Origin of the sequence: Phytopseudomonas dryadis (assembly GCF_004327355.1) — a bacterium.
Lineage (GTDB): Bacteria > Pseudomonadota > Gammaproteobacteria > Pseudomonadales > Pseudomonadaceae > Aquipseudomonas > Aquipseudomonas dryadis.
Genome location: NZ_QJUM01000012.1, coordinates 100,840 through 124,307, shown reverse-complemented (window position 1 = coordinate 124,307; position 23,468 = coordinate 100,840). Strand labels below are relative to the sequence as shown.

Genomic DNA, 23,468 nt, shown 5'->3' with positions numbered 1-23,468 from the left:
TTATTTGCTCCGTCCGATCAGTTGCAGGAATTCATGGCGGGTATTGTAGGACTCGCGGAAGGCGCCGAGCATCACCGAGGTGTTCATCACCGAGTTCTGCTTCTCCACGCCGCGCATCATCATGCACATGTGCTGGGCCTCGATGACCACGGCCACGCCGGCGGCCTGGGTCACCTGCGCGATGGCGTCGGCGATCTGCCGGGTGAGGTTCTCCTGGATCTGCAGGCGGCGCGCGTACATGTCGACGATGCGGGCGATCTTCGACAGGCCCAGCACCTTGCCGGTGGGGATGTAGGCGACGTGGGCCTTGCCGATGAAGGGCAGCAGGTGATGCTCGCACAGCGAGTAGAGCTCGACGTCCTTGACGATCACCATCTCGTCGCTGTCGGAGCTGAACAGCGCGCCGTTGACCACTTCTTCCAGGCTCTTCTCATAGCCGTTGCACAGGTACTGCATGGCCTTGGCGGCCCGCTTCGGGGTGTCCAGCAGGCCTTCGCGATCCGGGTTTTCGCCGAGGCCGAGGAGGATGTCGCGGTAATGGTCGGGCAGTGAAGGGTTCATCGTCAGGGTCCTCGCGGCGCCTCACTTGAGGTGGCGGCCGCCGTTCACGGTCAGGGTGGTGCCGGTGATGTAGGGCGTATCCAGCAGGTAGCGCAGGCTCTGGTAGATCACCTGGGGGCCGGGTTCGAAGCCCAGTGCGGACTTGCTCAATGCCTTGGCGCGGTATTCGGTGTCGTCTTCGGGGTTGAACATCAGCAGCGCCGGGGCGATGCCGTTGACCTTGATCGTCGGCGCGAAGCGGGCGGCGAAGGACAGCGTCAGGCTGTCCAGGCCGGCCTTGCTGGCGCAGTAGGCGGGGCGCTTGGCGCTGCCCTTGCGCGCCACGTCGTCGCTGATGTGCACGATGTCGGCTTCGGCGCTGCGCTCCAACAGGGGCGCGCAGTGCAGGTTGATCAGATAGGGCGCGAGCATGTGCACGGTGAACAGTTGCTGGAAATCGCTGGCCTGTTCATCGGCAGGCCAGGACGAGGCGTTGTGCACGATGGCGCGCAGGCTGTCGGTGTGGCCCTGCAATTGTTCGATGAAGGCCAGGATGCTCGCTTCGCTGTCGAAGTCGGCGTGCAAGGTCAGCGCGCCGCGCTCGCGCAGCGCCGCCAGTGCGGGTTTTTCATGGCGATAGGTGACGATCAGGCGATGGCCGTCGGCGAGCAGGCGCTCGGCGCAGTGCAGACCGACGCGCTGGCCGGCGCCGGTGATGAGGATCGGGGCGTTGCTGACGCTCATGGGCATTGGGCCGCGGATGGAGAGGGAGGGCGCCCGGTGGCCCCGGGCCCTGCAAAGTTATAGCAGGCACCGAAGCTGTACAACCCTGCAGACGGTGGGGGTGTGCAGGGTAAGGGGGCGGCCGTGCCTTGCGCCGGGCCGCCGCATTGGGAGCTGTTGCCGTTTCAGCGCCCGGTGGACGGGCTGATGCGGCGCAGCAGGCTGCCGGAGCGGTTGCCCTGCAGCCAGGGCGCCAGCAGGCGGGTGACCAGGGGGATGAACAGGTAGGTCATCAGCGGGGTCAGCGCCAGGGTGCTGAGCAGCACGCGCGGCACCAGGGCGACGTCCGCCAGCAGGTTGCCGAACAGCAGGTTGAAGGCCAGCGACACGGGAAAGAACGCCAGCCAGATGGCAACGGTCTGCTTCCAGCGCGGTGGTTGCCGGTGGCCACTGCCGAACCAGGCGTCGATGCCCAGGGCCCGGTGCTCGTGGGGCTGGGCGAACAGGCCCTTGCCACGGGCGAGCCAGGCACGGCGGGAGGCCGAATGCTCCCAGGTACTCATGGTCTGTTCGTCGGTGAAGCGGAAGACCATCTGGAATTCGTCATCGCCCGGTGGGGGGGCGAGGACGCCGGAGCCGAGATAGCCGGGGAAGTCGGTAGCCAGTTGCTCGCCTTCGCGCAGCCAGGCCATGAAGTCATGATAGCGCCCGTTGGCAACACGGCGCGCCACCATCAGGGTGACGGGTTCGGTAGACATTGTGTATCTCCAGTCAGGGCGCGTGGCCAGGGTAGGGCCGTGCGCATCGCGCGACTCGGGGTGATGAGTCGCGTGCTCGGGTCTGTTGCCGACAACAGACCCCTTGAACCAGCAAGGATTATTCCTGTTTTCGGGAAATTAGCCAGCGCCGTGTTGGATACGGCCCGCGAGTTCGCGGTAAGCCGCTGCACGGCCGGGCTCGGGCGACGGGCCGTTCGTCCGATGCCCACCAGGCCATCGAGCGGCGGGGTTGCGCCCGGCCGCTACAGGCACTGTCCAGGTGCAGGATGACCGGGGCGAAGGCCACATCCTGGTGCGTCCGGGACGCCGGCTGCTGCCGACGGCCGCTTGTACAAGGTTCGTACAATGAAAGGTAACGGGAGCTGGAGTACACTTGCAGGCTTCTGACCGCGTGGCGATTTCCCCATGTCCGATCTCGTTGATACCCAGGCGTTCGTTTCGAGTGTCCTCAAACAGCAGGAGCTGTTTCCCATTCGTGAGGTGGCGCGGCTGACGGGGGTCAATCCGGTGACGTTGCGGGCCTGGGAGCGACGTTACGGGTTGATTCAGCCGATCCGTACCGACAGTGGCCATCGCCTGTATTCCCAGGTCGACGTGGAAACGGTGCGCAGTGTTCTGGCCTGGATCGAGCGTGGCGTCCCGGTGAGCAAGGTCGGCAAGATCCTGGCCAGGAGCAGCATGGCCCAGGTGACCAGCGCGCCGGTCTACGAGGCGGCCACCTCCGTCGAGTGGGCGCAGTGGCAGAGCCGTGTGCACGAGGCGATCCAGGCCTTCGACGAGGCCGAACTGGATCGCGTGTACGGGCAGGTGTTTTCCAGCTATCCGTTGTCGGTGGCGTTCCAGGATATCCTCATGCCGCTCTGGCAGACCCTGTTGCTGCGCCAGGATCAGCGGGGGCGCAGCAGCGAGTGGCTGTTCTTCGACACCTTTCTGCGCGGCCGCGTGCTGCAGCGGCTGCACAACCTGCGCGACCAGCCGGGCGGCCGGCTGCTATTGGTGGCGCTGCCGGGACGTTGCCGGGAACTGGAGCTGCTGGTCAGCGGCCTGCTGTTGAACCCGGGCGAGGTGGTCATCCATGTCCTCGGCATCGGTCAGTCGCTGGAGGAGTTACCGCTGGTCTGCGCGAAGATGCGGCCTCTGGCCGTGGTGGTGTTCTCCAACCAGGCGCCGAACGACGACACGCCGAAGGCGCTGGAGCGCCTGGCGCTGACGCTCGAGTGTCCGCTGGTGATGGCGGGTGAGGGCGCCGATCTGCTGCAGGAGAGCCTCAGGGGGTCGCCCATCGCCTGCCTGGGCAGCGAAGGGCGCCTGATGCAGCGCCGTCTGCGCCAGTTCCTCGCCGGCCACCTGGATACCTGACGCGCCCGCAGGACATGGCTCAGGCGCGATGCGCCTGGGGATACAGCTGGCGGTGCTGCTGGTAGAGGTACTTCTGCAGGCGCGTACTGCTGTCTTCGTCCAGGGTGTTGATCTCGTAGGCCAGCAGCCCCTCGTCCGTGGTGCGGATCAGGCTGCCCTGCAGGGTGATCGGCGGTTGCCCGTGCAGGGGCAGATCCAGGCTGAATCGCTCGGGGGGCTGAGTGTCGGCGGTCTGTTCGAGCAGCAGTCCGCTCATCGAGACCTCGTGCACGCGCAGGTGGCTCGGCTCGCCGTTGCGGTCGAGCAGCGCCAGCGGCTTTTCCAGCGACAGACGCCAGGCGCGGTTGAGCGAACCTTCTTCGAAAATCTGCGGTACGCCGAGTTCCAGGTGCGGTGTGTCCTGCTCGTCCTTGACCAGGTGGGGGGTGAAGGACAGCCGTTGATTGGCGAAGTGCGCCTCGATGGTCAGTTGTTCCTTGGCGGCGCAGTTGGCGAGCAGGGCGGTGGTCTGCGTGGCGGCATCCACCTGCAGGCCGCTGTCCGGCTCCGGCCTGGATGACGGCGCGTCATTGAGGTGCTGGATGAACTCCAGTTCGAGTGGCGTAAGGAGAGGCGATTCCCGCATGGCGGCATTCTGCGCAAGGATGGTTGTCTAGTTGTGACAACCTTTTGCGTGTTTCGTTACCGCGTGGTGCGACCGTTCAGCCGATCCAGCTCCTGCCGCAGTGCGAGCACCTCGGCTTCGAGCTTTTTCACCCGCTCCTGGGCGTTGACGTACTCGGTGACGTTCTTCTGGATGCCGATGAAATAGGTGAGCTGATCGCCTTCGTTGAACACCGGGGTGATGGACAGCTCGTTCCAGAAGGCACTGCCGTCCTTGCGGTAGTTGCGCAGCACCTGGCGGCAGGGCTGCTGGCTGCGCACCGCCTGGCGAATGGCCGCGATCGCTGGCTGATCGCGATCACCGGCCTGGAGAAAGCGGCAGTCCTGGTAGAGGATTTCGTCGCTGCTGTAGCCGGTGAGCTGCTCGAACGCCGGGTTGGCATAGATGAGGATGTTGTCCTCGCCCTCCTGCTCGGCGATCACGATGCCGTCGTTCGAGGCGTTAATCGCCAGTTGCAGTAGTTTGGCATTGATCATGAGGGATATTCCCGATCCGGATGGCGCATTCTAGAACATCCGGTCAGGCTGTCCACTTGCGGCATACTGACCTAGGGTCTGTTGACGTTTCAGCGCAAGCCGCGTTGCCGCGTGAAATCTCGCCAGGCTAGGCGGAGGACGCCGGGAATGGCGTTCCCTTGCCAAGTCCTCCAACGACGCATGGCGAGATTTCCCGCGCACCCCGTAGGGCCGGGCCCGTTTTGCCGCGATGCGGCGTTTCTCGCCGGCTCATTTAGCCCACTAAACTTCGCGGCTCGTGCCTTGCCTCGCGGCAAAACGGGCTCCGGCGCGGTCGTGCTGAAACGTCAACAGACCCTAATGCCGATCAGACAAGGTTTTTTCAGAAGCAGGGGCGCCTGCAGAGGAGCGGCAGACCGCTGCCCATGTAGGAGCGTCGACCTCGGCGCGATGCGATGGCGGCCATCCCGCAGACCGGTGGTGCGACCAGCAATCGCCGCGGGGTCGCGGCTCCCACAGGGCCAGGGCAAAGCGTCTCTTTGTGGGCCAAGCGCTTAACTGGCTGGCATTAGGCATACTGGCCGGCGTTTTTATGGTTCAGCAGCGATGGTGTTTGCTCCGGTCTGCCTACCGGGTAGCCAGCCTGCTGGCCGCCGCTGCACGCCGTTAAAAACGTCTCCCGGAATCTTTCATCTGCAAGTGGAGTTTTCATGAAGATCGCTGTTCTTTCCGGTTCGGTTTACGGCACCGCCGAAGAGGTTGCCCGGCACGCCACGCGGCTGTTGCAGGAGGCCGGTTGCGACGCCCGGCACGACCCGCGCGCCAGCCTGGCGGATCTGCAGGCATTCGCTCCCCAGGCCTTCCTGACGGTGACCTCGACCACCGGCATGGGCGAGTTGCCGGACAACCTGCAGCCCCTGTACTACGCCATTCGCGATCATCTGCCGGCCTGGAGCGGTTTGCCGGGGGCGGTGATCGCCCTGGGCGATTCCAGCTACGGCGATACCTATTGCGCGGGTGGCGAACAGGTGCGGGAACTGTACGCCGAACTGGGCATTCGCGAGGTGCTGCCGATGCTGCGCCTGGATGCCAGCGAGAGTGTCACCCCCGAGCAGGACGCCGAGCCCTGGGTGGCCGAATTCATCGTAGCGCTGACAGCCTGATGGCGGCGCGGCGACCGTCCATCCACGGAGGCGAACCCCGCAAGCGGCGTGCCGGTCGTCTGTAAGAGCCTGCTCGTCATGCCTGGATCGCCAGGGACGTGCAGCCATCGGACGTACTGACACGAAGGTGACAACAATGAATAACATGAAGCTTTCCGTACTGCTGCTCAGTGGCCTGCTGGCCGGGGCGGGTCTGCCCGCCATGGCCGATTCCGGCGCGCCTGCCCCGACCGGGCCGACCAATCCGATCTCGCCACCGCCGCCGAGCGTGCCTTCGGATGACGATGGCATGGGCAATGACATGGACGACGGCACCCTGACGCCGGGCACCGATGGCAGCAGCACCGGGCCGGGTATGGGAAGCGGTACAGGTACGGGAACCGGCAGTGAAACCATGCCCGGCACAGGCCCCAACACCGGCGGTGGCGCAGGTAGTGGCGGTACGGGTGGTGCCGACGGCGCTGACGGTGCGGGGGATGGCGGAGCTGGTGCCGGCGGCGAGTAGCGCTTGAAGGGCAGGGGGATAGCGCTTCCTGCTCGCTGATCCAGCGCCCTTTCAGCCCTCTCTCCCGGTCCATGCGCCCGGGGAAGCGGGCTGAACGGCGATAGCCTTCGGACGCTGCGGGCCTCGCCGTGCGCCGACGAATGATGAGATCGCTGAAACTTAGCGTTTGCCGCCGATGCCGTACTTGCGCAGCCGCGTGGCGATGGCGCTGTGCGAGGTCTGCAGGCGCGCGGCCAGTTGTCGGGTCGATGGGTAGCTGGCGTAGAGTTTTTCCAGCAACCCCTTCTCGAAGCTGGAGACAGCGGCCTCCAGGCTCTCGACTTCTTCGCCCTCGATCCCTGGCGCCACGGCGGTGCCGGCGATATCCAGATCGTCGATCTGCACCAGGTTGCTGTCGCAGATCGCCGCGGCGCGGAAGATCACGTTCTGCAGCTGGCGCACGTTGCCCGGCCAGCGGTTGCCGAGCAAGGCCGGGTAGGTCTCCGGGGTCAGCCGACACTGGCTGCGCTGGATCTGCGCGCAGGCCTGCTGCATGAAGTGGCGCGCCAATAGCAGGATGTCCTGGCCGCGCTCGCGCAGCGGCGGCACTTCCAGGTTGAGCACGTTGAGGCGATAGAACAGGTCCTCGCGGAAGCCGCCTTCGCTGACCATGCGCTCCAGGTCGCGGTGGGTGGCGCTGAGAATCCGCACATCGACCCGTTCCTCGCGCTCGCCGCCGACCCGGCGGAAGGTGCCGTCGCTGAGAAAGCGCAGCAGCTTGGCCTGCAGGTAGGGCGACATTTCGCCGATCTCGTCGAGAAACACCGTGCCGTGGTTGGCCAGCTCCAGCAGGCCGGGCTTGCCGCCGCGCTGGGCGCCGGTGAAGGCCCCCGGGGCGTAGCCGAACAGTTCGCTCTCGGCCAGGTTCTCCGGCAGTGCGGCGCAGTTCAAGGCCAGAAAGGGGGCGGCCCGGCGGGCGCTGAGGGCGTGACAGGCGCGTGCCACCAGTTCCTTGCCGGTGCCGGTCTCGCCATGGATCAGCAGCGGTGCGTCGAGCGTCGCCACCCGCTGGGCGCGGGCCTTGAGGGTGCGCACCGGCGGTGAGTCGCCGAGCAGGGAGTCGAAGCCTTCGGCGTAGTCGTGGTGCAGGGCGGCCAGGCGCGCGCCGATGCGGCTGGGTTCGTAGAGCGTCAGCAGGGCGCCGGCCAACTGGTCGGTACCGGCGGTTTCGCTGATCGGCATGGCATCGAGCAGCAGGGCCTGGCCATTGAGGGTCACTTCGCGCAGCGGCAGGCGGAAATGCTGCGTCAGCAGCGCGTTCTGCAGGTCCGGTTCGTTGAACAGCTCGCCCAGGGCCTGGCCCTCGGGCTCCTGGCCACAGAGCGCGATCAGTGCCGGGTTGGCCAGCAGCACCCGACCGCCGCCGTCGACCGCCAGCACCGGATCGCTCATGGCCGCTAGCAGGGCGTCGAGCTGCAGGCGCCGCCGTTGCCCGGGGAGGATGTCGACGATGGTCACCGCCTGCACCCCGTGCACCTTGAACAGCGCCTCGCGCAGTTCGTCGAGTACCGCGGGGCTCAGCGTCGGCGCGTCGATGTAGACGTTGGGCGGCACCATTTCCACGGCGTCCAGGTTGAGGTTGCGCCCGCCGAGCAGGGCCAGCACTTCCTGGGTGATGCCGACGCGGTCGATGAAGGTGACGTGAATGCGCATGGGAAACCGGGCTGCTGGGTGACGGTGGCGCAGTATGCCCGGTCTGCGCGGTGGCGTTAACCGTCGGGCTGGGTGGCTGCATCGTTAACCTGATCGTAACGATATGACGCCGAGCGTGATTGATGACTGCCGGCTCCGGCTTCTACTGTGCAATCACCCAGCGGAACCCGTGGAGTCTTCAATGACAGCAACAATCGCCCCGCCGCCGCAGTGGTCGCGCCGTCGTGCTGAAAAGGCGCGGCGCCTCGATCAGGTGCGCAGCCTCGCAGATGGCGTGATTCTGCCCAGCGACAGGATCGTCGCGGCCCTCGAAGCGCTGATCGCGCCCGGCGACCGGGTGGTGCTCGAAGGCAACAACCAGAAGCAGGCGGACTTTCTGTCGCGCTCCCTGGCCCAGGTCGACCCCGCCCGCCTGCATGACCTGCACATGATCATGCCCAGCGTCAGTCGCGCCGAGCACCTCGATCTGTTCGAGCGCGGCATCGCGCGCAAGCTCGATTTTTCCTTCGCCGGCCCGCAGAGCCTGCGCATCGGCCAACTGCTCGAGGACGGGCAGATGGAAGTCGGTGCGATCCATACCTACATCGAGCTGTATTCGCGCCTGCTGGTCGACCTGATCCCCAACGTGGCGCTGGTGGCCGGCTTCCAGGCCGATCGTCACGGCAATGTCTACACCGGGCCGAGCACCGAGGATACGCCGGCGCTGGTCGAGCCCACCGCGTTCAGCGATGGCATCGTCATCTTCCAGGTCAACGAGATCGTCGACGAGCTGCCGCGGGTGGACATTCCCGCCTCCTGGGTCGATTTCGTGGTGGTGGCGGACAAGCCGTTCTACATCGAGCCGCTGTTCACCCGCGATCCACGCCATATCAAGCCGGTGCACGTGCTGATGGCGATGATGGCGATCCGCGGCATCTACGAGAAGCACAAGGTGCAGTCGCTCAACCATGGCATTGGCTTCAACACCGCGGCCATCGAACTGATCCTGCCCACCTACGGCGAGTCCCTCGGGCTGAAGGGCAAGATCTGCCGCAACTGGACGCTCAACCCGCACCCGACGCTGATCCCGGCCATCGAGACCGGCTGGGTCGAGAGCGTGCACTGCTTCGGTACCGAGCTGGGCATGGAGGGCTATATCGCCCAGCGTCCGGATGTGTTCTTCACCGGCCGCGACGGCTCGATGCGCTCCAACCGCATGATGTGCCAACTGGCTGGACAGTACGCGGTGGATCTGTTCATCGGCGCCACCCTGCAGGTGGACGGCGATGGCCATTCTTCCACCGTTACCCGCGGCCGCCTGGCCGGCTTCGGCGGGGCGCCGAACATGGGCCATGACCCGCGCGGGCGGCGTCACGGCACGCCGGCCTGGCTGGACATGTGCACCCCGGACGGCAACGGCCCGGTGACCCTGCTCGAGCGCGGCAAGAAGCTGGTGGTGCAGATGGTCGAGACCTTTCAGGAAGGCGGCAAGCCCACCTTCGTCGAGCGCCTCGATGCCGTGGACATGGCGAAGAAGACCGGCATGCCGCTGGCGCCGATCATGATCTATGGCGACGACGTCACCCATCTGCTCACCGAAGAGGGCATCGCCTACCTGTACAAGGCGCGTTCGCTGCAAGAGCGCCAGGCGATGATCGCCGCCGTGGCCGGCATCACCGCCATCGGCCTGCGCCATGACCCGAAAGACACCGGGCGCATGCGCCGCGAAGGCCTGATCGCCCTGCCGGAAGACCTCGGCATCCGGCGCAGCGATGCCCGCCGCGAACTGCTCGCGGCCAAGAGCATCGCCGAACTGGTCGAGTGGTCCGGCGGCCTGTACCAGCCGCCGGCCAAGTTCAGGAGCTGGTGATGAACGCACTCACGACGGTACCAGCGCAGCTGTCGCTCGGCGACTGGCTGGCGGACCTGGCGGTGCAAGCGCTGATCGACGAGGCCGAGCTGTCGCCCAAGCCGGGCCTGGTCGACCGCCGCGGCAGCGGCGCCCACAGCGACCTGCACCTGGGGCTGATGCAGGCGTCGGCGCTGTCGCTGTGGCCAATGTTCGGGGCCATGGCCGATGCCGCGCGCGACGCGGGTGAACTCAGCCAGCCTCTGCGTGAAACCCTGGGCCGCCTCGGCCGCGAGGGCGAGGCGGACATGCTGCGGGTCACCGGCGGGGTCAACACCCACCGTGGGGCGATCTGGGCCCTGGGCCTGCTCACGGCCGCCGCCGCCCTGGACAGCTCGGCTCTCGGGCCGGCAGCGGTGGCCCTGCGCGCCGCCCGTCTGGCCTTGCTGCCCGACCCTGGCGCGCCGGCCGGGCATGCCAGCCATGGTGCGCAGGTCTGCCGCCGCTACGGCGTGCACGGCGCCCGCGAGGAGGCGCAACTGGGCTTCCCGGCGATCATCCGGCAGGCCTTGCCGCAGCTGGCGCGTAGCCGCGAGGCCGGTGCCGGCGAGCAGAACGCGCGGCTGGACGCCCTGCTGGCGATCATGAGCGGTCTGGCCGACACCTGCGTGCTCTACCGCGCCGGGCTGGCCGGTCTGGCCTGCATGCAGGACGGTGCCCGTGCGGTACTCGAGGCCGGCGGTTGCGCCAGCCTGGCCGGCCGCCGCCGCCTGGGCGAGCTCGAACGCGACATGCTGCGCCTGCGCGCCTCGCCCGGTGGTGCGGCCGACCTGCTCGCCGCTTCTCTGTTCCTCGACCGCCTGCAGCCTGGACTGCCGGCGCAGATTGGGAGTGTCTGATGATGGAAACCCTGTCCTTTGAATTTGCCGCCGGGCAGCCCGCCCGCGGTCGTGCGCTGGTCGGCTGTGTCGGTTCCGGCGATCTGGAGGCGCTGCTCGAGCCTGGCGCCGGCGGCACCCTGGCGATCCAGGTGGTGACCTCGGTGAACGGCAGCGCGCCGCGCTGGCAGCAACTGTTCGAGCGCATGTTCAGCGAACAGCAGTGGCCGGCGCTGAACATCGTGATCCATGACTTCGGCGCCACGCCCGGTGTGGTGCGTCTGCGTCTGGAGCAGGGCCTGGAGGAGGTCGGACATGACTGATGTGCAGCGTTTGCTCGCCGGTCGCAGTTTCGTCGAACTGAACGCCCGGCAACGGGCGCGGCAACTGCTGGATGCCGGCAGCTTTCGCGAGTTGCTCGATCCGTTCCAGCGCATCATGTCGCCCTGGCTGGCGCGCCAGGGCGTGGTGCCCCAGGCCGACGATGGCGTGGTCATCGCCAAGGGCGCCCTGGATGGGCAGCCAGCGGTGGTCGCCGCCATCGAGGGCAATTTCCAGGGCGGCAGCATGGGCGAGGTGGGCGCGGCGAAGATCGCCGGCGCCCTGGAACTGGCTGTCGAGGACAACCGCCAGGGCATTCCCACGCGCGCCGTGTTGCTGCTGGAAACCGGGGGTGTGCGCCTGCAGGAGGCCAACCTCGGGCTGGCGGCCATCGCCGAGATCCATTCGGCCATCGTCGAGTTGCGCCAGTACCAGCCGGTGATTGGCCTGATCGCCGGGAGCGTGGGGTGTTTCGGCGGCATGGGCATCGCCGCCGGGCTGTGCAGCTACCTGGTGATGACCCGTGAGGCGCGCCTGGGATTGAACGGCCCGCAGGTGATCGAACAGGAGGCCGGTGTCGAGGAGTACGACTCCCGTGATCGGCCGTTCATCTGGAGCCTGTCCGGTGGCCAGCAGCGTCAGGCCTGCGGCCTCGCCGATCGCTACGTCGAGGACGATGTCGAGGCCTTGCGCGGCGCGCTCATCGAGCTGTTCGTCCAGGGCCATCCACCTGTCCAGCGCAGTCGCCGGCATGGCGACTATCTGCGGCGCCTGGGTCAGGCGCCGGCGAGCCAGATCGACGCCGAGGGCGCCCGCCGACTGCTGCAAGGAGAACGGTCATGAGCAACGCACACGCCAGCCGTGGCGCCATCTGGTTGCAGGCATTGAGTGGAGGCGACGGCCTGCAGGCCGGACTGCCCGCTTCGCTACGCTGGGTCGATGCCGTGCTGGGCGAGCATCCGGCGCGTTACCTGACCCTGGTGCCCGATGGGCAGAACCCGTTTCCCCGCGCGCGCCAGGGCGAGGCCGGATTGCTCGAAGGCTGGGGGCTGGCCCAGGCCGTGGAGGAGGCGTTGCAGGCGGATGCCGGCGCGGCGCAGAAACGGGCGCTGGTGGCCATCGTCGATGTACCCAGCCAGGCCTATGGTCGCCGCGAGGAGGCGCTGGGCATCCACCAGGCGCTGGCCGCCGCGGTGGACAGCTATGCCCGGGCCCGTCAGGCCGGGCATCCGGTCATCGCCCTGCTGGTCGGCAAGGCCATGTCCGGTGGCTTTCTCGCCCACGGCTACCAGGCCAATCGGATGATCGCCCTGCGTGATCCGGGGGTACAGGTGCATGCCATGGGCAAGGAATCCGCCGCGCGCATCACCCTGCGCAGTGTCGAGGCGCTGGAGGCACTGGCGGCGGAGAATCCGCCCATGGCCTACGACGTCGACAGCTATGCGTCTCTGGGGCTGCTGTGGAAGACCCTCGATATCGGCAGCGTGGTCGAGCCCGACGCGGCGGATGTCGCCCAGGTCGCCACGGTTCTGCGGCAGGCGCTGGAGCATATCTACCATGGCCCGCGCGATCTGTCCGGACGCCTCGGGGCGCCCTTGCGCGCGGCCTCGCAACGCGTCAGGGAGCGGCTGCGCGAACAGTGGTAAGGCCCGGGTGGGACGGCCGGGTCCGCCCCCATGACCTGTTGTGGGGGCTGACCCACGAGCATCTGCCGGGCGATGCTCCCGACTGGTGCCAGGCCGCGCTGCACGGGCAGCCGCCGGCGGTGGTACGCCGCGCGCCGCCGCGGCCCGGCTGGGTCGCCGTCGGGCTGCGTGGCGAGCAGCGCGGCGAGCGCTATGCCTGCTGGTTGCCCCTGGCCGCGGTGGGCCGCGCGCTGTGCCCCGAACAACTGCGTGCCTGCACTCCGCCAGACGCGGCCGGGCTGCCGGTCTGGCAGGCGCTGTGCCTGGCCCGTGACATCCTCGAGGGCTCCGGCCTGACCTGGGGCGTCACCGGTAGCGCCGCATTCGAACTGGCTTGCGGCCGACGCGTGACCCACGCCGGCAGTGACCTGGATCTGCTGCTGCGTACCCCGGAGCCGCTGGACCCTGCATTCGCACGCCGGTTGCTGGCGCAACTGGCCCGGGCACCCTGCCGCATCGATGTCCAGCTGCAGACCCCCAGAGGCGGCGTGGCCCTGGCCGAATGGGCCAGGGCACCGGCACGGGTCATGGTCAAGAGCGAGCAGGGCCCGTTGCTGCTGAGCGATCCCTGGAAGGAGGGCTGAGATGAGTTCGTTGCTGGTTTTTCCCGGCCAGGGGGCCCAGCGTGTCGGCATGCTGCAGGCTCTGCCGCCGGCGTTTCTGCGCCATTGCGGCGATGTGCTCGGCGAGTCGCTCAGCGAGCTGGACAGTGCCGAGTCGCTGCGCTCCACCCGCGCGGTACAGCTCTGCCTGCTGATGGTCGGGGTGCAGGCCTGGCAGTGCCTGCATCAGGCCGGGGCACAGGCGGACTATGTGGCCGGGCTGTCCATCGGCGCCTATCCGGCCGCAGTGGCGGCGGGCAGCCTGGCGTTCGAGGATGCCCTGCGTCTGGTGGCCCTGCGTGGCCAACTGATGCACGACGCCCATCCCCGGGGTTATGGCATGAGCGCCATTCTCGGCCTGGACGTCGCCGAACTGGAGCCGCTGTTGCAACAGGCCCAGGGGCGCGGCGACGAGGTCTACCTGGCCAATATCAATGCCGTGCGGCAGTTGGTGATCTCCGGCCACGAGCAGGCGCTGGCGGCGCTCGGCCAGGTGGCGCTGGCGCATGGCGCCACGGCGGTGCGCCGCCTGGCGGTCAGCACGCCTTCGCACTGCCGCCTGCTCGAAGAACCGGCACGACGCCTGGACGAGGCATTCGCCGAAGTCCCCTTGCAGGCGCCGCATCTGCGCTACCTCAGCGGCAGCACGGCCCGGCTGATACGCGATGCGCGGAGCCTGCGCGAGGATCTGGCCTTCAATATGTGCCGGCCCATCGACTGGGCCGGCACCGTGGCCGGCGCCTACGAGCGCGGCGTCCGCCTGCAGGTGGAGCTGCCGCCGGGCAGCGTGCTCAGCGGCCTGGCCCGCCCGTTGTTCCTCGAGGGCCGTGTGCTCGCCTTCGAGGGGACGCGCCTGGACAGCCTGGTCGCCCTGCTTCGCGAGGAGCACGACAGGGCATAGCCTGTCGCTCGCTGCGTCAGGCGGTGCAGGTCGGTGGCGGCTCCTGGCGGGCGATCCCGGTCAACCAGGCCTCTACCGTCGAAACCGCGTCGGGCACCGGGCGCCGATTGGCTTTGAGCACGTGGTAGGCCATGCCCCGCAGCCTGGGTTCGGCAGCGATCCGTAGCAGCCCCAGGCGCAGCTCATCCTCGACCAGCAGCAGGCTCAGTAGCGCGACGCCCTGGCCCGAGACGGCCGCCTGGATGGCATGGCTTTCCTCGGAGTAGCGGATGCCGGCCGACAGCGCCGCCGGACTGCGCCCGGTGTGGCGGGCCCAGGCGCTCCACGTCAGTTCCACGGGCGGCGGGCGATGCCAGTCGAAGTGGATCAGCGGCCATTGCCCTGCATCCTGGCCGATCCTCGCCAGCAGCGCCGGGCTGGCCACGGGGGCGAAGTGATCCTCCAGCAGCAAGGTGGCGCTGACGCCCTCGTAGTGGCCGTGTCCGTAGCGGATGGCCAGATCCGCCGTGCCGGCGTTGAGGTCGACGGGCAGGTTGGAAGCGTGGATGTGCAGGTCGATGTCGGCATGTGCCGCCTGGAAGGCGGCCAGCCTGGGCACCAGCCACTTGGTGGCGAATGCCGGTGTGGTGGACAGCGTGATCGAGGCCCGGCGTGGCCTGCGCACCTGCTCGATGGCCGCGGCGATCGTCTGCAAGCCGCTGCTTGTCGCCGTGAGCAGGGTCTGGCCGTCCGGGGTCAGTTCGACCGCCCGTACCTTGCGGACGAACAGGGGGCGTTCGAGATCCTCCTCCAGCACACGGATGCGATGGCTGATCGCCGTCGCCGTGACGGCCAGTTCCTCCGCGGCCTTCTTGAAGCTGCGTAGACGCGCTGCCGCTTCAAAGGCGCGCAGGGAGCTCAGGGGCGGTAGTCTCGAGGTCATCGATGGATGATCTCATGTCATCCGTCGATTGAGAACATGTCGTTTGTCGTCGTTTGCTGCTCCATCGAAACTCCAGATGAGTGACCAATGCCAGTCAGTCAAGCATCTGGCCCGCAAGACGGCGATTTGCCCTGGTTCTGTAGGAGCCGCGACCCCGCGGCGATTGTCGATCGCACTACGGATTTCGTGGGATGGCCGCCAGCACATCGCGCCGAGGTCGACGCTCCTACACGGGCGGCGGTTTTCCGCTCTTCCGTAGGAGCCTCCTGCGCCTACAGAAACCTTAACTGATCGGCACTGAGATGAATGACACCGTTTCATCCATGAGGAGCAATTCGACGATGACCACGCTACTGCATATCGACGCCAGCGCCCGCCCCGGCGGTTCCGATGAGGTTCGCCACGGGTCGCACACCCGCCGCCTGAGCGCCGGCTTCGTCCGGCGCTGGCTCTCCCTGCATCCCGAGACGCAGGTGATCTACCGCGACGTGGGCCAGGAACCGCCGGCGCCTGTCACCGGGCGCTGGATACAGGCGGCGTTCACCCCCGAACGGGCGCGCGCTGATTGGATGCGGGAGGAACTGCGCAGCAGCGATGCCCTGGTCGACGAACTGCTGCAGGCGGATCTCATCGTCGCGGGTGTGCCGATGTACAACTTCGCGCCACCCGCGCAGTTCAAGGCCTACATCGACAACATCGTGCGCGTGGGGCGCACCTTCGGCTTCGACCGCAGCCGGGAGGGCGATCCATACTGGCCGCTGCTGGCGGACGCGGGCAAGCGCCTGGTGATCCTGTCTTCGCGGGGGGATCACGGATACGACGCGGGCGGGCGTAATGCCGGGCACAACCATGTGGAGGCGTCGGTTCGCAGCGCCTTCGCCTACATCGGCGTGAGCGAAGTCCACGGCGTGGCCATCGAATACGACGAGTTCGCCGATGGGCGCCTGGAGGATTCGATCAGGCGGGCGGAGGCCGCCGTGCAGGCCCTGGCGTCCAGGCTCGGAGCGGGCCCCAGGCAGTGAGTTGGCACGCCGCATCACCCCAGAAAATGGCCGGGAGCCATTTTTGACGTCGCTTGCGACGGCCCCCAGGGTGGCTGCCAGGTATGGCAGGTCGGAGCGAACACTATCGCTGTTCACCCCTCGCCCTCCGGGAGAGGGGCCGGGGGAGAGGGCACGATTTCCGGGCAGACTTGGCCGTGAGTCATAAAAAGGCAGGCTTGCGCACAAGACCCGCCCAAAGACAGCAGCCTGGCTATATGGCCGGGCCCATCACGTGATCCGGGAGGAAGGTGGCGATCTGCGGGAACAGGCACATGATGAAGATCGCCAGCACCATCACCAGCACATAGGGCAGCGCTCCCCAGAGGATGTCACGGGTCGGTATCTCGGGGGCGATGCCGTTGATGACGAACAGGTTCAGCCCCACCGGCGGAGTGATCAGGCCGATCTCCATGTTGATGGTGAGAATCACCGCGAACCAGTAGGGGTCGAAGCCCGCCTGCACCACGATGGGAAACAGCAGCGGCGCCGACATGACGATCACCGCCACCGGCGGCAGGAACAGCCCGGCCACCAGCAGGAACAGGTTGATCAGCCCCATCAGCACCCAGCGGTTGACCTCCAGGGCGGCGATCGCCTCGGCCACCGACTGGGTGATGTACAGCGAGGACAGGGCGAAGGCGAACAGTTCGGCCGAGGCCAGGATCATCATGATCATGACGCTCTCGCGCATGCCGGCGCCGAAGATGTTGCCGAACGTGCGCATCCTGAACAGCCGGTAGACCACCACCACGACCAGCAGGGTCAGCATGGCGCCGGCCCCGGCGGCTTCGGACGGGGTCGCCACGCCGCCATAGAGCACATAGAGCACGGCCACGATGATCAGCATCAGCGGCAGCACCCTGGGCAGCACGACCAACTTGTCGCGCAGGGTGTAGACCACGTCGCCGGCGCCGAAGCGGAAGCCCTTGCGGCGGGCATCGATCATCGCCCAGCACATGAACAGGGCGGTCAGCATCAGCCCGGGCATCACCCCGGCGAGGAACAGGCGGCCGATGGAGGTTTCGGTGGCGATGCCGTAGACGATCATGGTCACCGACGGCGGCAGCAGGATACCCAGGGTGCCGCCAGCGGCGATCGAACCGGTCGCCACCGAGGCGGGGTAGCCGCGGTTGATCATCTCGGGAATGCCCATCTTGCCGATCGCCGCGCAGGTCGCCGGACTCGAGCCGGTCATGCCGGAGAACACCGCGCAGGCACCGATATTGGATAGCACCAGGCCACCCGGAATCTTGTACATCCAGCGATCCAGCGCGCGGTACAGATCCGCGCCCGCCGGTGTGCCGGCGACGATGGCGCCCATCAGCACGAACATGGGGATCGACACGAACGCCAGGTTGCCGATACCGGCGAACATGGTCTCGGCCACCACGCCGATGACGTCGGGGCCCATGGCCATGAACAGTCCGCCCATGGCCGCCAGCCCGAGGGCGAAGGCGATCGGCATGCCGGTGCCGAGGAACAGGAACAGCGTGCAGATCAGCAAGACGCCAGCCAGGGACGGGCTCATTTCACTTCTCCCAGCGGTTTTTGGGGTTTGAGCAGGGTGGTGGGATCGATACTCGCGTCCGCCTGGGTCATGGTGGCGGGCACGAGCCGGGCGCTCCACAGCTTGATGATTTCCACCAGGTACTGCAGGCACAGCAGGCAGAAGCCGACGAGCATCGGCGTGGCGGGAATCCACAGCGGGATGGCGGCGATGGTCGAGGTGGTCCAGCCGCCCTCCCAGGCCTCATAGACATAGATGGCGCAGGCCACGCTCATCAGGGCGCAGAAGCTCAGGCCGAGCACGGCACCGAGCAGTTGCAGGCGCCGGCGATTGGCCGAGGACAGCAGCAGCTCCACCACATCGACGCCGACATGGCCCTTCTTCATCAGCACGTAAGGGGCGCCGATGAAGATCGCCGCGGTGGCGGAGAACACCACCACTTCGGTCTGCCAGATGGTCGGGGATTTGAACAGGTAGCGCATGAGGATCATCTGGCACATGACGGTCATGGCCACGATCAGCAAGAGGGCGGCGAAGGCGCCGCCCAGGCGTGACAGGGCCTCGACGGCGTAAATGAATCGTCTGGACATGCTATCTCCTTGAACCCTGCGACCGTGCGGGCGGTGCCGCGCGGTTTCATGATCACCACGGGCCGCCCTGGCGGGGCGGCCAGCTCAGGCCGTCACTGCACGGCCAGGGCCTTGTCGAGCAGTTCCTTGCCGCCTTTGACCTTCTCGGCGAAGTGCTTGTAGGAGGATTCGCGGGCCACTTCCATCCAGGCGTCATGGTCTTCCTTGCTCAGGGTCACCACCTTCACCCCGGCCTTGGTGAAGGTTTCGCTCATGCGCTGCTCACCCTTGGGGCCTTCTTCGGCGAAGTAGGCTGCCGCTTTGCTGGCACCGGCCAGGAGTGCGTCTTGCTGCGCCTGATTCAGACGATCAAAGGATCTTTTCGAGATCAGTACCGGCTCGTACATGAACCACAGGGCGTTGGTGCCCGGCGCGGTCAGGCATTTCACCTGCTCGTACAGGCGGTAGGAAACGAAGCTGTCGTTGGAGGTGTTGGCGGCGTCCAGCACGCCGGTCTGCATGCCGGTGTAAATCTCCGAGGATGGCATCGAGGAAATGGACGCTCCGGCGGCGGCGAGCATCTGCTCGAAGGCCGGTCCCGCAGCACGAATCACCTGGCCCTTGATGGTGTCTGGCGAAGTGATGCAGGTTTCTTTCGAGGCGAAGCCACCGGCGAGCCAGGCATCGGCCAGGACGATCGCGCCATTCTTCTCGGTCAGGGCATGAATGTCCTTCATGAATTCCGATTCGTTGAGGCGCTGGGCATGCTCGTAGTTGTGTACCAGGCCGGGCATCAGGGTGGCCGAGAATTGCGGCACGCGGCCCGAGGCGTAATCGAGGGGCAGGGCAGTCATGTCGAGCTGGCCGCGGGTCAGTGCGCCCCACTGTTCGTTGGCCTTGTACAGCGACGAAGCGGGGAATATCTGGATCTTCAGGCCGACGTCGGCGGCGGCCACCTCGCGGGCGATGATCTGCACCATTTCATCCCGCGGATCGCCCGAGTTGCCGGGGAACTGGTGGGAGGCGCGCAGGGTGACGTCGGCCAGGCTGAGGGTGCTGGAGGCGAGCAGCAGCGCGGTCGCCGAGGAACGGAACAGGGCGTTCATGGAGTTTCTCCTAGTTGACACTCAGAACCGCCCGTGGCGATTCATTGTTGTTTTTATTTCGGGTCACCGGGTCTTTCTTGCTATGGCCCGCCATCCCTGGTGGCCATCCTTCGGGCTGTTCTACCCGAACTGCCTGTCAAGCTAGCCTGCGGGTGCCTGCAGATCAATTAAGCGTCTCCCTTGACCATTACGGCCAGGTTAATGGTTGCCTTGGGCGTCCAGCGGCGAGCGATGGCGGCTCTGGTACATGCGGCACTCGGCGACCAGGGCCAGCAGGTTGGGGTCGCGCTCGCGCGACTTGAGGAACACCACGCCGATCTGCTGCTGCAGGCGATAACGGGCCTGCAGCGGGATCAGGCGGACCCGGTTTTCGTACACGGCGGCGATGCGTCCGGGCAGCAGGGCATAACCGACCCCGGAGCTGACCATGCTGAGCAGGGTGAAGATGTCGTTGACCTGCATGGCCACCTTGGGGGCGAAGCCGGCCTGCTGGAACACCCGTTCGCCGTCGCGGTGGGTGGCGAAGCCCTGGGTCAGGGTGATGAAGGTGGCTTCGTGGAGGTCGGCGAGGTCGACCTCGGCCACGTTGGCGAAGGGCGAATCGGTGGGCGCTGCCAGGTAGACGTCATCGGAGAACAGCGGCAGGTGCTCGCAGTCGCTGTCGGCGGTATTGTCGTCCAGGGCCACCAGGATGGCATCGAGCTCCATGTTCTTCAGGCGGTAGAACAGGTCGACGTTCGAGCCCAGGGTCAGGTCGATGTTCAGCTCGCTGCGGCGGATCTTCAGGCCCATGATCAACTGCGGCACGGTCTTCACCGTCAGCGAATAGAGCGAGCCGAGCTTGAAGCGCTCGGCCGAGAAGCCGGCGGCCTCACGGGTCAGGCGCACGCTGTCGAGCACGTCCTGCACCAGTTTCTGCGCCCGCTCTTCCAGCACATAGGCGCTTTCCAGCGGGATCAGGTTGCGCCCCTCGTGCTTGAACAGCGGGCAGCGCAACGCGCTCTCCAGCGAGTGGATGGCGCGATGCACGCTGACGTTGCTGGTGGCCAGCTCGTTGGCCGCCCGTGAGAGGTTGCCGCTGCGCATGAAGGCCAGAAAGATCTCCAGCTTCTTCAGCGTCAGTTCTTCATCGATCTGCATGGGCCGAACCTGTGCCGTGGCGAGTCGGCCGATTGTGCCGCAGAGGGAGCCATCGCGGCCATCAGCCGCAGGCGATGCGCTCGATGATTTCCGCTTCGGTGATGTCGATGTTCAGGCGCTGGGAATCGTACTCCAGGGTCACCATGTCGCCGGGCGAGAGCACCCGCGCGGTACGCGCACCCGATTGCAGGCGGGCCTGTTCGACGGTGTCGGCGGTGGCCACCTTGCCGAGCAGCCCCTGGACACTGTCGGCGCTGCAGGTGCCGTCACTGTGGGCGGGGGGCGCGGCCTCGGTGGGGGCGGTGTCGTTCGAGCTGCAGCCGACGAGCACGGCAAGCAGGGTCATGCCGCCAATCAGGTTTTTGAAAGCCATTGCGTAGTCCTTGTGTCGAGTGCCCGGCTAGGGGCGTATTCAATAGTGTGCCGTGTATCCGACTGCCTCGGTGTGCCTGCGTTCCGGATTCGCGGTATCCGCGCGGCAGCCGTGCCAGGCTGTTCGCGCCAGGCCAGGGGGAAGCCGATGCCGGCGGCTATCCGCGGCGGGCTCGGCGCCTGTCCGGCAAGCGCCCGGCGTGGCGACGCCAGCGTGCCCAAGGGTAACCCAGCTGGCCGGGTCGTGTTGAGGACATCGTCTGCGGTTGCAGCGGCGCGTTCGGCATTTCTCTACAATACGTGCCTGCTTTCATCGACAAGGCGACGCCGTGCAACCGGTCATATCGATTCAACAGCTGAGCAAGACCTATGCGTCCGGGCACCCGGCGCTGAAAACCATCGACCTGGACATCCGCAGGGGCGAGATCTTCGCTCTGCTCGGCCCCAACGGCGCCGGCAAGACCACGCTGATCAGCATCATCTGCGGCATCGTCAATCCCGGCACGGGCACGGTGCGTGTCGACGGCCACGACATCGTCAGCGACTACCGTGCCGCGCGCTCGAAGATCGGTCTGGTGCCGCAGGAGCTGTTCAACGAAGGCTTCGAGAGCGTCTGGGCGACGGTCAGGTTCAGCCGTGGCCTGTTCGGCAAGGCTCCCGATCCGGCCTACCTCGAGCAACTGCTGCGCGACCTGTCGCTGTGGGAGAAGCGCGAGGCGCGGATCTTCGAGCTGTCCGGCGGCATGAAGCGCCGGGTGATGATCGCCAAGGCGCTGTCGCACCAGCCCGACATCCTGTTTCTCGACGAGCCGACCGCCGGGGTCGACGTCGAGTTGCGGCGCAACATGTGGGAAATGGTGCGCCGGCTGCGCGAGCGTGGCGTGACCATCATCCTGACCACCCACTACATCGAAGAGGCCGAGGAAATGGCCGACCGCATCGGCGTGATCCGCAAGGGCGAGATCATCCTGGTGGAGGACAAGCACACCCTGATGCGCAAGCTCGGCAAGAAGCAGCTGACGCTGCACCTGCAGCAGCCGCTGAGCGAATTGCCGCCGGCCCTGCGGCGCGCCGAGCTGGCGCTGCGCGACGAGGGCCATGAGCTGGTCTACAGCTTCGATGGCCAGCAGGAGCAGACCGGCATCGCCGAGTTGCTGCAGGAACTGGCCCAGCACGGCATCGGCTTCAAGGACCTGCAGTCCAGCGAGAGTTCGCTGGAAGACATCTTCGTCAGTCTGGTGAGGGAGCAGGCATGAATTTTTATGCGATCCGCGCCATCTACCTGTTCGAACTGGCGCGTACCTGGCGCACCCTGCTGCAGAGCATCGCCACCCCGGTGATCACCACCTCGCTGTACTTCGTGGTGTTCGGCTCGGCCATCGGCTCGAGCATGACCCAGGTGCATGGCGTCAGCTACGGCGCCTTCATCATCCCCGGCCTGATCATGCTGGCGCTGCTCACCGAGAGCATTTCCAACGCCTCGTTCGGCATCTACATGCCCAAGTATTCGGGCACTATCTACGAGGTGCTGTCGGCGCCGATTTCCTACCTGGAGATCCTGATCGGCTATGTGGGCGCGGCCGCCACCAAGTCGATCGTGCTGGGCCTGATCATCCTCGCCACCGCCCGCCTGTTCGTCGACTTCGAGATCCTCCACCCGCTGTGGATGCTGGCGTTCCTGGTGCTGACGGCGCTGACCTTCAGCCTGTTCGGCTTCATCATCGGCGTATGGGCCGACGGCTGGGAGAAGCTGCAGATCGTGCCGGCCCTGATCGTCACGCCGCTGACCTTCCTCGGCGGCAGTTTCTATTCCATCAGCATGTTGCCGCCGGTGTGGCAGACGCTGACCCTGTTCAACCCGGTGGTCTACCTGATCAGCGCGTTTCGCTGGAGCTTCTACGGCGTATCCGACGTCAACGTGCTGGTCAGCCTGGGCATGATCCTGGGTTTCCTGCTGACGTGCATCCTCACCGTGGGCTGGATGTTCAAGACCGGCTATCGCCTCAAGAGCTGAAGGTCTCGACGCCGCAAGGGGTTGGGCAGGGCGCGTCTTTCATGCCATTATCCGGGGCAGAAAAATACCGAGAATGGTCATGCTGGACGAGCTACTCCAACGCGTTCGCGGCTACAGTCCGCGCCTCATGGAGGCCGACCGCGGCTTCCCCGAGGCCGCGGTGCTGGTTCCCCTCACCCGCAGCGACGAGCCCGAAGTGGTGCTCACCCTGCGCGCCAGTGGCTTGTCCACCCATGGCGGCGAGGTGGCGTTTCCCGGTGGCCGCCGCGATCCGGAAGACCGCGACCTGATCGCCACCGCACTGCGTGAAGCGCAGGAAGAGATCGCCCTGCCGCCGGGGCTGGTCGAGGTCGTCGGGCCGCTCAGCACCCTGGTCTCGCGCCACGGCATCCAGGTCACCCCCTATGTCGGCGTGGTGCCGGATTTCGTCGACTACCAGGCCAATGATGGCGAGATCGCCGCGGTGTTCGCCGTGCCCCTGGCATTCTTCCGCGATGACCCACGCCAGGTGACGCACCGTATCGATTACCTGGGGCAGAGCTGGTACGTGCCCAGCTACCGTTACGGCGAGTACAAGATCTGGGGGCTGACGGCGATCATGCTGGTCGAGCTGGTCAACCTGGTGTACGACGCCGGCATCGACATGCACCGCCCGCCCGAGCATTTCATCACCCTGAGCTGAGCCTGCCGAGGAGATACC

At 66.7% G+C, this 23,468-nt stretch carries 26 protein-coding genes; 14 read left to right on the top strand and 12 right to left on the bottom strand.

Annotated features, from left to right (window positions below; all coding sequences use genetic code 11):
* From folE to DNK34_RS12285, 3 genes are all read right to left on the bottom strand, one after another.
* Entirely contained in the window at positions 1 to 561 is a 561-nt protein-coding gene (gene folE / locus DNK34_RS12295; protein ID WP_131175179.1) for a GTP cyclohydrolase I FolE, read from the bottom strand.
* 21 nt (positions 562 to 582) lie between these two features.
* Positions 583 to 1,284, bottom strand: coding sequence for a dihydromonapterin reductase (gene folM / locus DNK34_RS12290; RefSeq protein WP_131175178.1), 702 nt, complete (start codon positions 1,282 to 1,284; stop codon positions 583 to 585).
* A gap of 164 nt (positions 1,285 to 1,448) precedes the next feature.
* Positions 1,449 to 2,021, bottom strand: coding sequence for an antibiotic biosynthesis monooxygenase (locus DNK34_RS12285; RefSeq protein WP_131175177.1), 573 nt, complete (start codon positions 2,019 to 2,021; stop codon positions 1,449 to 1,451).
* Positions 2,022 to 2,447: 426 nt separating this feature from the next.
* Here DNK34_RS12285 and DNK34_RS12280 point away from each other — a divergent pair, with 426 nt between their 5' ends.
* Positions 2,448 to 3,401, top strand: a complete 954-nt coding sequence (locus DNK34_RS12280; protein WP_131175176.1) for a MerR family transcriptional regulator — start codon at positions 2,448 to 2,450, stop codon at positions 3,399 to 3,401.
* A gap of 19 nt (positions 3,402 to 3,420) precedes the next feature.
* Here the strand turns inward: DNK34_RS12280 and DNK34_RS12275 are convergent, their stop codons facing one another.
* Positions 3,421 to 4,026, bottom strand: coding sequence for a PilZ domain-containing protein (locus tag DNK34_RS12275; protein ID WP_131175175.1), 606 nt, complete (start codon positions 4,024 to 4,026; stop codon positions 3,421 to 3,423).
* 56 nt (positions 4,027 to 4,082) lie between these two features.
* Entirely contained in the window at positions 4,083 to 4,541 is a 459-nt protein-coding gene (locus tag DNK34_RS12270) for a PAS domain-containing protein (RefSeq protein ID WP_131175174.1), read from the bottom strand.
* Positions 4,542 to 5,230: 689 nt separating this feature from the next.
* Here DNK34_RS12270 and DNK34_RS12260 point away from each other — a divergent pair.
* On the top strand, positions 5,231 to 5,683 hold the full coding sequence (locus tag DNK34_RS12260) for a flavodoxin (protein WP_131175172.1): 453 nt from the start codon (positions 5,231 to 5,233) through the stop codon (positions 5,681 to 5,683).
* Between the two features lie 136 nt (positions 5,684 to 5,819).
* Positions 5,820 to 6,188 (top strand): hypothetical protein, encoded by a 369-nt coding sequence (locus DNK34_RS12255; protein ID WP_207390811.1) that lies wholly within the window; start codon positions 5,820 to 5,822, stop codon positions 6,186 to 6,188.
* 159 nt (positions 6,189 to 6,347) lie between these two features.
* Here DNK34_RS12255 and DNK34_RS12250 read toward each other — a convergent pair whose 3' ends face one another.
* On the bottom strand, positions 6,348 to 7,880 hold the full coding sequence (locus DNK34_RS12250) for a sigma-54-dependent transcriptional regulator (RefSeq protein ID WP_131175171.1): 1,533 nt from the start codon (positions 7,878 to 7,880) through the stop codon (positions 6,348 to 6,350).
* 181 nt (positions 7,881 to 8,061) lie between these two features.
* On the opposite strand from DNK34_RS12250, the gene mdcA reads away from it, so the two are divergent.
* Genes mdcA through mdcH form a run of 7 tightly spaced genes read left to right on the top strand, consistent with a single transcriptional unit; the run spans position 8,062 to position 14,095 of the window.
* Positions 8,062 to 9,729 carry a malonate decarboxylase subunit alpha gene (gene mdcA / locus DNK34_RS12245; protein ID WP_131175170.1) on the top strand — a complete coding sequence of 556 codons (1,668 nt, stop codon included), beginning with the start codon at positions 8,062 to 8,064 and terminating at the stop codon, positions 9,727 to 9,729.
* Positions 9,729 to 10,607 (top strand): triphosphoribosyl-dephospho-CoA synthase, encoded by an 879-nt coding sequence (locus DNK34_RS12240; protein ID WP_131175169.1) that lies wholly within the window; start codon positions 9,729 to 9,731, stop codon positions 10,605 to 10,607. The genes mdcA and DNK34_RS12240 overlap by 1 nt, the downstream gene beginning before the upstream one ends.
* 2 nt (positions 10,608 to 10,609) lie before the next feature.
* Complete coding sequence (locus tag DNK34_RS12235; protein ID WP_131175226.1) at positions 10,610 to 10,909, top strand: malonate decarboxylase subunit delta; 300 nt, start codon at positions 10,610 to 10,612, stop codon at positions 10,907 to 10,909.
* Complete coding sequence (locus DNK34_RS12230) at positions 10,902 to 11,750, top strand: biotin-independent malonate decarboxylase subunit beta (protein WP_131175168.1); 849 nt, start codon at positions 10,902 to 10,904, stop codon at positions 11,748 to 11,750. The genes DNK34_RS12235 and DNK34_RS12230 overlap by 8 nt, the downstream gene beginning before the upstream one ends.
* Positions 11,747 to 12,553: a biotin-independent malonate decarboxylase subunit gamma gene (gene mdcE, locus DNK34_RS12225; protein ID WP_131175167.1), complete on the top strand. Its 807-nt coding sequence runs from the start codon at positions 11,747 to 11,749 to the stop codon at positions 12,551 to 12,553. Before DNK34_RS12230 ends, mdcE begins: the two co-directional genes overlap by 4 nt.
* Positions 12,547 to 13,176: a malonate decarboxylase holo-ACP synthase gene (locus DNK34_RS12220; RefSeq protein WP_131175166.1), complete on the top strand. Its 630-nt coding sequence runs from the start codon at positions 12,547 to 12,549 to the stop codon at positions 13,174 to 13,176. The genes mdcE and DNK34_RS12220 overlap by 7 nt, the downstream gene beginning before the upstream one ends.
* 1 nt (position 13,177) lies before the next feature.
* Positions 13,178 to 14,095 carry a malonate decarboxylase subunit epsilon gene (mdcH, locus tag DNK34_RS12215; RefSeq protein WP_131175165.1) on the top strand — a complete coding sequence of 306 codons (918 nt, stop codon included), beginning with the start codon at positions 13,178 to 13,180 and terminating at the stop codon, positions 14,093 to 14,095.
* Between the two features lie 16 nt (positions 14,096 to 14,111).
* Here the strand turns inward: mdcH and DNK34_RS12210 are convergent, their stop codons facing one another.
* Positions 14,112 to 15,017 carry a LysR substrate-binding domain-containing protein gene (locus tag DNK34_RS12210; protein ID WP_131175164.1) on the bottom strand — a complete coding sequence of 302 codons (906 nt, stop codon included), beginning with the start codon at positions 15,015 to 15,017 and terminating at the stop codon, positions 14,112 to 14,114.
* A gap of 341 nt (positions 15,018 to 15,358) precedes the next feature.
* On the opposite strand from DNK34_RS12210, the gene DNK34_RS12205 reads away from it, so the two are divergent.
* Positions 15,359 to 16,039, top strand: a complete 681-nt coding sequence (locus DNK34_RS12205; RefSeq protein WP_131175163.1) for an FMN-dependent NADH-azoreductase — start codon at positions 15,359 to 15,361, stop codon at positions 16,037 to 16,039.
* Between the two features lie 232 nt (positions 16,040 to 16,271).
* On the opposite strand, the gene DNK34_RS12200 is transcribed toward DNK34_RS12205, so the two are convergent.
* From DNK34_RS12200 to DNK34_RS12180, 5 genes are all read right to left on the bottom strand, one after another.
* Entirely contained in the window at positions 16,272 to 17,588 is a 1,317-nt protein-coding gene (locus tag DNK34_RS12200) for a TRAP transporter large permease (protein WP_131175162.1), read from the bottom strand.
* Positions 17,585 to 18,157: a TRAP transporter small permease subunit gene (locus DNK34_RS12195; protein ID WP_131175161.1), complete on the bottom strand. Its 573-nt coding sequence runs from the start codon at positions 18,155 to 18,157 to the stop codon at positions 17,585 to 17,587. Before DNK34_RS12195 ends, DNK34_RS12200 begins: the two co-directional genes overlap by 4 nt.
* A 92-nt stretch (positions 18,158 to 18,249) precedes the next feature.
* Positions 18,250 to 19,242 carry a TRAP transporter substrate-binding protein gene (locus DNK34_RS12190; protein ID WP_131175160.1) on the bottom strand — a complete coding sequence of 331 codons (993 nt, stop codon included), beginning with the start codon at positions 19,240 to 19,242 and terminating at the stop codon, positions 18,250 to 18,252.
* 198 nt (positions 19,243 to 19,440) lie between these two features.
* Complete coding sequence (locus DNK34_RS12185; RefSeq protein WP_131175159.1) at positions 19,441 to 20,382, bottom strand: LysR family transcriptional regulator; 942 nt, start codon at positions 20,380 to 20,382, stop codon at positions 19,441 to 19,443.
* Positions 20,383 to 20,443: 61 nt separating this feature from the next.
* Positions 20,444 to 20,755, bottom strand: coding sequence for an I78 family peptidase inhibitor (locus tag DNK34_RS12180; protein WP_131175158.1), 312 nt, complete (start codon positions 20,753 to 20,755; stop codon positions 20,444 to 20,446).
* Between the two features lie 328 nt (positions 20,756 to 21,083).
* On the opposite strand from DNK34_RS12180, the gene DNK34_RS12175 reads away from it, so the two are divergent.
* The 3 genes from DNK34_RS12175 (at position 21,084) to DNK34_RS12165 (ending at position 23,450) form a co-directional block, all read left to right on the top strand.
* A complete protein-coding gene (locus tag DNK34_RS12175) occupies positions 21,084 to 22,010 on the top strand; it encodes an ABC transporter ATP-binding protein (RefSeq protein ID WP_131175157.1) in 927 nt (308 codons plus the stop codon).
* Positions 22,007 to 22,768: an ABC transporter permease gene (locus DNK34_RS12170; RefSeq protein WP_131175156.1), complete on the top strand. Its 762-nt coding sequence runs from the start codon at positions 22,007 to 22,009 to the stop codon at positions 22,766 to 22,768. Before DNK34_RS12175 ends, DNK34_RS12170 begins: the two co-directional genes overlap by 4 nt.
* A 79-nt stretch (positions 22,769 to 22,847) precedes the next feature.
* Complete coding sequence (locus DNK34_RS12165) at positions 22,848 to 23,450, top strand: CoA pyrophosphatase (protein ID WP_131175155.1); 603 nt, start codon at positions 22,848 to 22,850, stop codon at positions 23,448 to 23,450.
* The last annotated feature ends 18 nt before the right edge of the window (positions 23,451 to 23,468 follow it).